10 protein-coding genes are annotated in these 7,526 nt (G+C 71.1%); 2 read left to right on the top strand and 8 right to left on the bottom strand.

The window, feature by feature from the left end:
- The 4 genes from ACLBX9_RS27895 to ACLBX9_RS27880 form a co-directional block, all read right to left on the bottom strand.
- Positions 1-377, bottom strand: a 377-nt coding sequence (locus tag ACLBX9_RS27895; RefSeq protein ID WP_447721168.1) for a hypothetical protein, incomplete at its 3' end; no start/stop codon positions are given.
- Positions 377-1,432, bottom strand: a complete 1,056-nt coding sequence (locus ACLBX9_RS27890; RefSeq protein ID WP_447718184.1) for a peptidoglycan-binding protein — start codon at positions 1,430-1,432, stop codon at positions 377-379. The genes ACLBX9_RS27890 and ACLBX9_RS27895, both read right to left, overlap by 1 nt.
- A gap of 15 nt (positions 1,433-1,447) precedes the next feature.
- Positions 1,448-1,669, bottom strand: coding sequence for a hypothetical protein (locus ACLBX9_RS27885; RefSeq protein WP_447721167.1), 222 nt, complete (start codon positions 1,667-1,669; stop codon positions 1,448-1,450).
- Positions 1,670-1,984: 315 nt separating this feature from the next.
- Positions 1,985-2,218: an RlpA-like double-psi beta-barrel domain-containing protein gene (locus ACLBX9_RS27880; RefSeq protein ID WP_447721166.1), complete on the bottom strand. Its 234-nt coding sequence runs from the start codon at positions 2,216-2,218 to the stop codon at positions 1,985-1,987.
- Between the two features lie 299 nt (positions 2,219-2,517).
- Between ACLBX9_RS27880 and ACLBX9_RS27875 the strand changes: the two genes are divergently transcribed.
- On the top strand, positions 2,518-2,661 hold the full coding sequence (locus ACLBX9_RS27875) for a hypothetical protein (RefSeq protein ID WP_447721165.1): 144 nt from the start codon (positions 2,518-2,520) through the stop codon (positions 2,659-2,661).
- A complete protein-coding gene (locus ACLBX9_RS27870; RefSeq protein ID WP_447721164.1) occupies positions 2,654-2,836 on the top strand; it encodes a hypothetical protein in 183 nt (60 codons plus the stop codon). Before ACLBX9_RS27875 ends, ACLBX9_RS27870 begins: the two co-directional genes overlap by 8 nt.
- A 146-nt stretch (positions 2,837-2,982) precedes the next feature.
- Here the strand turns inward: ACLBX9_RS27870 and ACLBX9_RS27865 are convergent, their stop codons facing one another.
- Genes ACLBX9_RS27865 through ACLBX9_RS27850 form a run of 4 tightly spaced genes read right to left on the bottom strand, consistent with a single transcriptional unit; the run spans position 2,983 to position 7,502 of the window.
- On the bottom strand, positions 2,983-3,396 hold the full coding sequence (locus ACLBX9_RS27865; protein WP_447721163.1) for a hypothetical protein: 414 nt from the start codon (positions 3,394-3,396) through the stop codon (positions 2,983-2,985).
- Between the two features lie 2 nt (positions 3,397-3,398).
- Positions 3,399-3,680 carry a hypothetical protein gene (locus tag ACLBX9_RS27860; RefSeq protein ID WP_447721162.1) on the bottom strand — a complete coding sequence of 94 codons (282 nt, stop codon included), beginning with the start codon at positions 3,678-3,680 and terminating at the stop codon, positions 3,399-3,401.
- A 55-nt stretch (positions 3,681-3,735) separates the two neighbouring features.
- On the bottom strand, positions 3,736-4,299 hold the full coding sequence (locus tag ACLBX9_RS27855) for a hypothetical protein (protein WP_447721161.1): 564 nt from the start codon (positions 4,297-4,299) through the stop codon (positions 3,736-3,738).
- An 11-nt stretch (positions 4,300-4,310) separates the two neighbouring features.
- Positions 4,311-7,502, bottom strand: coding sequence for a hypothetical protein (locus ACLBX9_RS27850; protein ID WP_447721160.1), 3,192 nt, complete (start codon positions 7,500-7,502; stop codon positions 4,311-4,313).
- Positions 7,503-7,526 lie beyond the last annotated feature (24 nt).

The raw sequence follows: 7,526 nt of genomic DNA, 5'->3' as shown, positions 1-7,526 counted from the left end.
GCATCGGTCAGTTCCTTGATCTTGGAGAGGTCGGCGTCGTGGGCGGCCTGGTCGCGGGCGCGCAGCTCCAGCGCCTCGTGGGTGATCGCCTCCGCCTTCTCGGCGCGCAGCTGCTCGGCCTGCAGCGCCACGGCGTGGTCGTGGGCGAGCATGCGCTGCGCCCCGTCGGTCACCGCGACCTGCCAGCAGAAGGCGAAGGCCGCGACGCCGGCGGCCATCGTCCGGGAGACCATTCGCAGGCGCGCGGGCAGGACGATCCGCCCGATCACCAGGACGGCGAACGCCGCGGCCAGGATCTTGAGCGTCACCGGCGAGATCGCGGCCCGCATGAGGGGCGCGACCGCCAGGAGGATGGCGGTCCAGGAAAAGTCGAACATCAGCCGCGCGCTCCGGTGAGCTTCGGGAAGCGGCGCGCGAGGACGTCCGGCATGGGCCGGCCGGCATCGTCCCAGCGCGCGTACAGGGCGTAGAGGGCGCCGGCGACGATCAGCGCACCCATGACGAAGCCGAAGACGGTGCCGGCCGAGATCTGGGCCTGCGCGCTCTCGGCCTGGTCCTTCAGTTCGCTGACGCTCTGGGCGACCTCGGCGAAGCCGAAGGACCCGGCCACGCCCGCGCCCTGGACGGTGCGGCTCCGCGCCAGGTTCGCGTCCTTGGCCGCCACGGGGAGCGCCTCGGCGGTGTCGAGCGCAGCGAGCGTGTCGTCGTCGAGCTCGCCCGTGACGGGCAGGCCGGCCTTCTTCTGCAGGAGCTGCACGGAGGCCGTGGTGCGGTCGCCGTGGTCGCCGTCGACCTTGCCCACGGGATAGCGCAGCGCCTTGAGCTTCGCCTGGGCCGGGATCACGCGCAGCGCCGCCTTCGCCTTGGCCAGGTAGGCGCGGCACTCGGACAGCCCGATCGTGCCGCCGTTCACGCGGCGGCGCAGGGCCTCGACGTCGTCGGCGTCGGCGAGCGCGTTGCAGTCGTTGTCGGTCCAGTAGGTGAGCGCGGCCGCGATCGCGCCGGCCGGCGAGCGCAGGCGATCCGGATTGGCCTCGAACCCGGCGGCGCGGTAGTTCGCTCGCCCCGTGGTCTGCAGCGCGCCGCCGCCGCGGTACCGCCACCCGTCGCCGGGCTGCACGTTGCCGAGGCGACCGCCGTAGACCTTCTCGGCCAGCGCCTTCGGGTTGCCGGCGTAGGGTCTGGCCGCGGCGAGGTTCGGGAAGCGCTTTGGCCAGACCGCGCACAGCCGCTCGGCCGTGTAGAACAGGCTCTCCTCGAGCTTGGTCAGGCCGCCGGTCTCCGTGGCCACCTGGGCGACGAAGTGGGCGATGCGCAGCGGCGTGATGATCTCGGCCGCCGCGATCCGGTCATCGGCCGCGATGAACGCGGCCACGATGTCGGCGCGCGCGTGGGCTGCGACCGCGGGCAGGATCCGCTTCCAGTCGGTCATGACGGGCACCAGGGTTCAGAAGGGGATGGAGATCCGCAGGCGCAGCGGCGCGAGCTCGTCGAGCTCCAGCGTGCGCAGGCGCTCAGCCTCGCGGATGAGCGTGCCGTTCGGCGCGATTGGCGCCGCGGCTAGGAGGGTCGCGGCGCTCGGCCGATGCGGCGCGTGCGGGCGTGGAGCGGCGATGGCGGGCGCGCTCACGAGCGCCAGCGCACACGCGAGGGTTGACCTTCGCAGCATCGCCGCCTCGCATCCGGTTCGTGTGTGAAGCGATACATACGCAAGCCCGAGGACGGACTTCGTTGGGAGCGTGACCTGCCGACCGAACAGGTGGGCACCGGAGGCGCCCAATGACTGTTCAAAACACTAGATCTCAGTTCGAGCCGCAGATCAGACGCTCCTGGCGGGAGCATTTGGTCGTGCCGGTGCTGATCGCCGGTGGTCTGCTCACGCTGACCTGGAACGTCGCTCTGCTAGTGGCCGCCTTGCGGTGGATGAGCTCGGTCGCCGGCGCGGGAGGCAGTGGTTGAACACGACCGCCGCGGCGATTGCCGCTTACCGTGCATCCGCTACGCGGCGCCCGGGCGACACGATCTCGACCCGCACCCGGGCGAGACCGCACGCACCGAGCGCTCGGCAGGATCCGGTCGAGAGGTCGATCAGCCGGCCGAGCCGCCGATGTGGGCCACGGTCGTTCACCCGTACGACGATGCTGCGACCGGTCGCGAGGTGCGTTACCCGCAGACGAGTGTTGAACGGGACGTCCCAGATCGCCGCGGTCCTGCCCATCGGCCTGAACCGCTCGCCGTTTGCTGTCAGCCCCTTCGGATTGATGCGGTAGATCTCTCGGCCGTAGGTCGAAGGCGATGCCCTCCCAGGCGCGAGCGGACGCGGGGGCGAGCAGCAGCGCGCAAGCGACGACTGCCCGCAGCGCGAGGCGCTGCAGGAGCATGACGATCTCCTTGTGATGGTAATGGTGAGTGGTCCGCGGGCCGGGATAGGCGGGCGTTCACTTGCCTAAGCAGTCTCCAGGAACAGACGCCTGCAGTTCTGCTTGTTACTCTTGAGTGCGGATGACGAGCGCGACGATGCCCAACATTGAAATGCTGCAAGACATCAATGGCCGCTGGAGCGTGACGCTACCTGGGCTGGTGCTCGCCGATTTGTCGCGCGAGGACGCCGAGGCCTTCGTGGCCACCTATCGGCGCCTCAAAGATCCAGCCGATGACTGATCAGGCGACCGCGCCTCGTGTCTTGGAGTTCATGGCGGACCTGCTGGTGGCCGCTGCATTGCGCCCCGCCGGGTTTTACGTCGTCCGCCGCGTCGGTCTCAGTCGCATCCACCTTCAGTCTCACCGCTACATCCCGGACAAACAGGAGCGTTGCGGCACAGGTGAGCAAACTTGAGGAGCCCTAGAACATAAATCGCAACGATCGCGCCATCCTGGCTGAACAGGGATTGCATGATCGTCCAGCTTCCTTTGCCCGAATAAAATCAATCTAGGTTTCACCGAGATGGCGGCAAGGACAGTGGCTACACTGTCGGTAGCCACCTACGTAGTGCTACCCTTGACGGTGCCGTGGATCACGAACGGGCCGATGGTCGCCGGATAGGGATCCTTGCCGACCTCTGTGATCCAGATCTCATGCTGGTAGGAGCCGAGAGGCGAGAAGCCCGCGTAGTCCTGGGGCGCGATGGCGAGGACAGCCATGAACGCGCCCGGGACGGCCGGGTCAGGCACGATGGGCAGAGGCTTCGTGAAAGCCTCGGGGGCGTCCGCGACGTAGAACTGCGGGCCCTGCGGACGCCCGACCGGCATCGCGCCGAGATACCAGGCCGCCGTCGCGCCGGTCAGATCCGGGCGGGTGCCGTCCGGATCGCTCATCGGCACCGTGTACTGGACCCCGGCGCCCTGGAAGACGCTGACGCCCTGATCGCGGGCCGGGCCGTTCCGGGGGGCGGCCATGGTCAGGCGACCGCTGCGGGAGTCTCAGCCGCGGCCGGGACCGGATCGGCCAGCAGCTCGGCGTAGCCCAACTGGATCAGCTTCGCCGCGCATTTGTCGGGCACGCTCATCTCGGCGCCCTCGGGCACTTTCCAGACGGACCCGACCATGTCGAGTTCGGGGATCTCCGCCTGCGCGACCTGGCGGGCGCCGAGCGTCGCGACCTCGTTGTGCGGCGTGATCGCCTCGTCCTTCTCGTGGACGAAGCGATGCTCGACGGTCTCGGTGAAGCGGACGGCCTTCATGGCGCGGGTCTCCGATCGGATGACGGGGGTGGGGCTGCCGGCGTCGAGGGCGCGATCAGCCGCTCGTGTTCGACGTCGAAGTCGTGAGGTTCAGCGTGTCGCCGCTGCCCATGGAGCGGGGCGTGGCGAAGTCGGAGGCGCCGATCAGCGTGCCCGCCGTGCCGCCCTTGGTGCTGTCGGTGGTGATGAAGGCGCCGGCGACCGTCACGGTGGCGTTGATGCTGTAGGGCGCGGGAGAGGCCGAGTTGTCGAGCGAGGCGGTGGTCGTGCCCGTGACCGAGCCGAAGGTCAGCGCCGGGCGCGTGGCCTGCGAATACCCGGTCACCTCGGACCAGCCGGCGTGGCTCGCCATGGTGTCGCCGGCCGCGATCGTGCCAGTGCCCTTGAGGCCGGCGTAGAACGCGGCCGTGTAGTTCGAGCCCTTCCAGAAGGTCGAGAGCATGTACGCGAGGCCGACGTTGACCGTCAGGTTCTCGATGGTCTCCTCCCACTTCACCTGCCCGTCGGGGCCGATGCACTGGAGGGTGTGGAAGGTGCGCGGCATGACGGCGCCGCCGAGCAGCGCGCGCGCGATCGCCCCGCCCACGGCCGCGAGGCCGGCGCCCAAACGTCCCTGCATGTCGTGAGTCCTTAGTGGCGCGTTGTGCCCCGCAGGGTCAGCGTGACCTGCATGGTGCCGGCGAGGGTGCGCATGCCCAAGCGCCGGCCTTCGAGGGTGAGCGTGACGGTGCGCAGCCCTTGCAGCCGCGGGAGATCCGCGTAGGGGTCGCCCACCTGGAGGAGGGCCTGCAGCGCGGCCTGGGCGGCGAGCTGCGCCGCGGCCGCGCCGCTGATGGTCGAGGCCGCCGCCTGATCGAGCCGGGCCGTGAAGGCGAGGCTCGGTCCGACCGCGGCCGTGGACTGTCCGGCGAGCCCGGGGACCGCCGGCAGCGTGAGCGTGCCGGTGACGACGAGGCCGCCGGTCGCCAGCACCCGGGTCGCGGCCTGGAACGTCGTCGAGGCCGCGATGGTGAGCGCCGCCTGCGCCGAGACGCCCGCACTCGCCGCCAGGGCGGCCGCGGCGTTGGCGCCGAGGGTGCCGGCGTGGGTCGATCCCGCGACCGCGGCGAGCGCGACGGATGCGCTGCCGGTCGAGGTGCCTGAGGCAGTCGACCCCGCCGAGGCGGCGAGCGCGGCGAGCGCGGCCGTCCCGGTCCTGGCGGTGGCCGCCTGCAGCGCTGACGCCGCGAGCGCCACGGCCGCCGTGTAGGCCTGCGTCCCGTCGGTGCGCAGGTCCGTGCCCAGCACCTCGGCGAGCGCCGCCGCGGCGACCGCCACGGCCTTCGCCTGCGCGCCCTGACCCTCCGCCTGCGCCAGCGCCACCGCGCCCGCGTAGAGCCCGGCCGCGGCCCCGGAGAGGCCCAGCGACACCGACAGCGGCGCGGAGACCGCGACCGAACCGGAGCCCGAGGCCTGCGCCAGTGCCTGCGCCGCGAGGCTCACCGCCGCCGCGTAGGCCTGCGCGCCGCCGGTGGAGGCCTGCGCGCCGACCGCCTCGGCGAGCGCCGCGGCGCTGGCGAGGATCGCCGAGGACGTGGCCGCCGCGCCCGGGATCTGGGCGAGGCCGGCCGCCCCGACCGCGGCGAGCTGCGCGGCCCCGGCGTGCGCGGGCGATGCCTGGAGCGAGGCCGCCCCGGCCCATGCGCCCTGGCCGGCCACGGCCGCGACGGCCGAGGCCGCGAGCGCCATCGCGGAGGCGTAGGACGCCCCGCCGGTGCTCGCCACTGCTGCCAGCGCCATCGCGAGCGCGGCCCCTTGGGCGGCCGTGATCGCACTGGTGTCGATGAGCCCCGCGGCCTGGGCGAGGGTGAGGGCCGAGGCAGCCGTGAGGCCGCCCGACCCGGACTGCCCTGCCAGGGCCGTGAGGGTGAGCACGGCGGCGGCCGAGGTCTGCGCCGAGCCGGTGATCCCGGCGACCTCCGCGAGCGCCGCGGTGACGGCCGCGGTGACGCTGGGCGACCCGGCGAGCGCGGCGGCGGCGGCGAGCGGGACGGACGCGCCGTAGACCGCGCCGCCCGAAGTCGTGAGACCCGGGGTGGCGGCCAGCGCCGCGGCGCTGACGCCGGACAGCAGCGCGGCCACGCCGTGCGAAGGCGTGAGGCCGAGCGCCATGGTGGCGGTGTAGGTCGTGCCGCCCGTGCCGCCGCTGCCCGTAGCCACGGTCGGCGGTGCGGAGGCGTAGGTGTGGCCGGCAGGAAGTTGCCCCTGCAGCCCCCATTTCCAAGCTAAGTAGCCTTCCAGTTTTTGCCTATCGCTATCGGACAGGATGCCGTTGATGACAAAGACTTCCTGGACGGCACCCGTCCAGTTCATCCCGTAAACGTAGTGCTTGCCGATGAAATACTGGCTCGGCGACGTCGTGGTCAGTGTGGTAGCGCCGAAGCTTTCGCGCGGGTTGCCATCGGTCCAAATGCCACAATCTGCCGCGTTGAACTCGACGACGGCGATCCGGTCGAACCCAACCCAGGTGTAGGATCCTCCCCGGTCGAACCCGATCGTGCCCATACCCACGGTCGGGTTCGGGTAGACCGGACCGACCGAACGATAATTGCCACCGCCACCGCCACCGTAGCCAGCGAGGACTGAGCCGCCCTGAGGCGTCGAGGCGCACTGAGCGACCGCGACGATGGTGCCGTTCGCAGCCCCGGACGGGAGCGTCGAAACGTTGCCCGACGTGCCGAGAAACGTCGTAGACCCGTCGAAGATCATCGCCGGCAGGCCGTTGTAACCTGCGGCGCTGTAGGTCGGCCGAGATCCGGCACTGCCGGTGAGTGTGATCCCGTTTCCCGACTTGTCTCTGAACTGGGTGACGAGGCCGCCCGACAGGTCAAACGTCGAGCTATCGTTGACGTCGTGCCACGCCGCGAGCGTGCCCGCCGGCAGATCGGTCAGTGGGTTCCAGTCTCGATAGGCGGGATCTTTAACAGTCAGCGTATAGGTGGTGGCGGCCGAAGTGTTTCCGGCCGGGTCCGTCGCGGTGATCTGGACAGTTCGGGCGTTGTTGCCGCCTGCGGCGAACGTTTGCGCGGGCAGACTGAGAGCGCCTGTCGCGGTGTTGAGGCTGAACCCCGCCGCATTGCTGCCGGCGACGATGGCCCATGACGCAACGGTCTTGTTTGCCACCAGCGTGGTCGAGAAGGCGGTTGCGCCGTCGCCGATGACCGATCCGCGGGTTGGCGCGATCGTCGGCGGGGTCACGTCCTCGTAGAATTCGACGGCGACCGAGCGGTAGGCGCCGCTGGTGACGGCCTTGGTTACGGCTGCCCAGCTGGCGACGGTGCCGGCTGTGTCGTACGCGCCCAGGCCGCCTGCCGTGCCCACCGAGGTCCGGCGGGTCATGCTCGTGGGGGCCGTGCTGGCCAGCGTGGTGTCGGTCTTGGAGCCGATGGCGCCAAACACCCAGGACGCTGCCGCAGTGTTCTGCAGGGTCAGGGCCGGGATCGAGGCGGATGTAGAGGTCGCGCCGGTGGCCGCGCCCGCGCCGATTTTCCAGGCGTTCGCGCCGCCGCTGGAGCGGTACTGCGAGACCGCGACCTGGGTGGCGTTGGTCCACACACCGCTGGTGGTCTCGCCGCCGGCCGCGATCTTGTAGGCGGCCGCCAGGGCATTGGTGCTGCCTCCGCCCGTGGCACCGGCGATCGCCGTCCAGCCGGACGGGATCGTCGCCGCGGTGGCGCTGGCGTTGCGGTAGGCGACCGCGATGAGGAGATCGCCGGCGACGATGCCCGAGAGCGCGACCGAGGTGCTGGCGGCCGAGAACGCCGCGACGCTGGAAATCGACACGCGCGGCGGTCCTCGTGCTCGGCG

This window comes from Methylobacterium sp. A49B, assembly GCF_053346215.1.
The sequence above is the reverse complement of the archived record's forward strand: the minus strand, read 5'-3'. Positions and strand labels throughout refer to the sequence as shown.

Excerpts from the sequence above, each read along its gene's own strand:
- ACLBX9_RS27880 (WP_447721166.1), bottom strand. The coding sequence starts at position 2,218 with ATGGGCAGGACCGCGGCGATCTGGGACGTCCCGTTCAACACTCGTCTG.
- ACLBX9_RS27890 (WP_447718184.1), bottom strand. The coding sequence starts at position 1,432 with ATGACCGACTGGAAGCGGATCCTGCCCGCGGTCGCAGCCCACGCGCGC.
- ACLBX9_RS27860 (WP_447721162.1), bottom strand. The coding sequence starts at position 3,680 with ATGAAGGCCGTCCGCTTCACCGAGACCGTCGAGCATCGCTTCGTCCAC.
- ACLBX9_RS27870 (WP_447721164.1), top strand. The coding sequence starts at position 2,654 with ATGACTGATCAGGCGACCGCGCCTCGTGTCTTGGAGTTCATGGCGGAC.
- ACLBX9_RS27885 (WP_447721167.1), bottom strand. The coding sequence starts at position 1,669 with ATGCTGCGAAGGTCAACCCTCGCGTGTGCGCTGGCGCTCGTGAGCGCG.
- ACLBX9_RS27875 (WP_447721165.1), top strand. The coding sequence starts at position 2,518 with ATGCCCAACATTGAAATGCTGCAAGACATCAATGGCCGCTGGAGCGTG.
- ACLBX9_RS27855 (WP_447721161.1), bottom strand. The coding sequence starts at position 4,299 with ATGCAGGGACGTTTGGGCGCCGGCCTCGCGGCCGTGGGCGGGGCGATC.
- ACLBX9_RS27865 (WP_447721163.1), bottom strand. The coding sequence starts at position 3,396 with ATGGCCGCCCCCCGGAACGGCCCGGCCCGCGATCAGGGCGTCAGCGTC.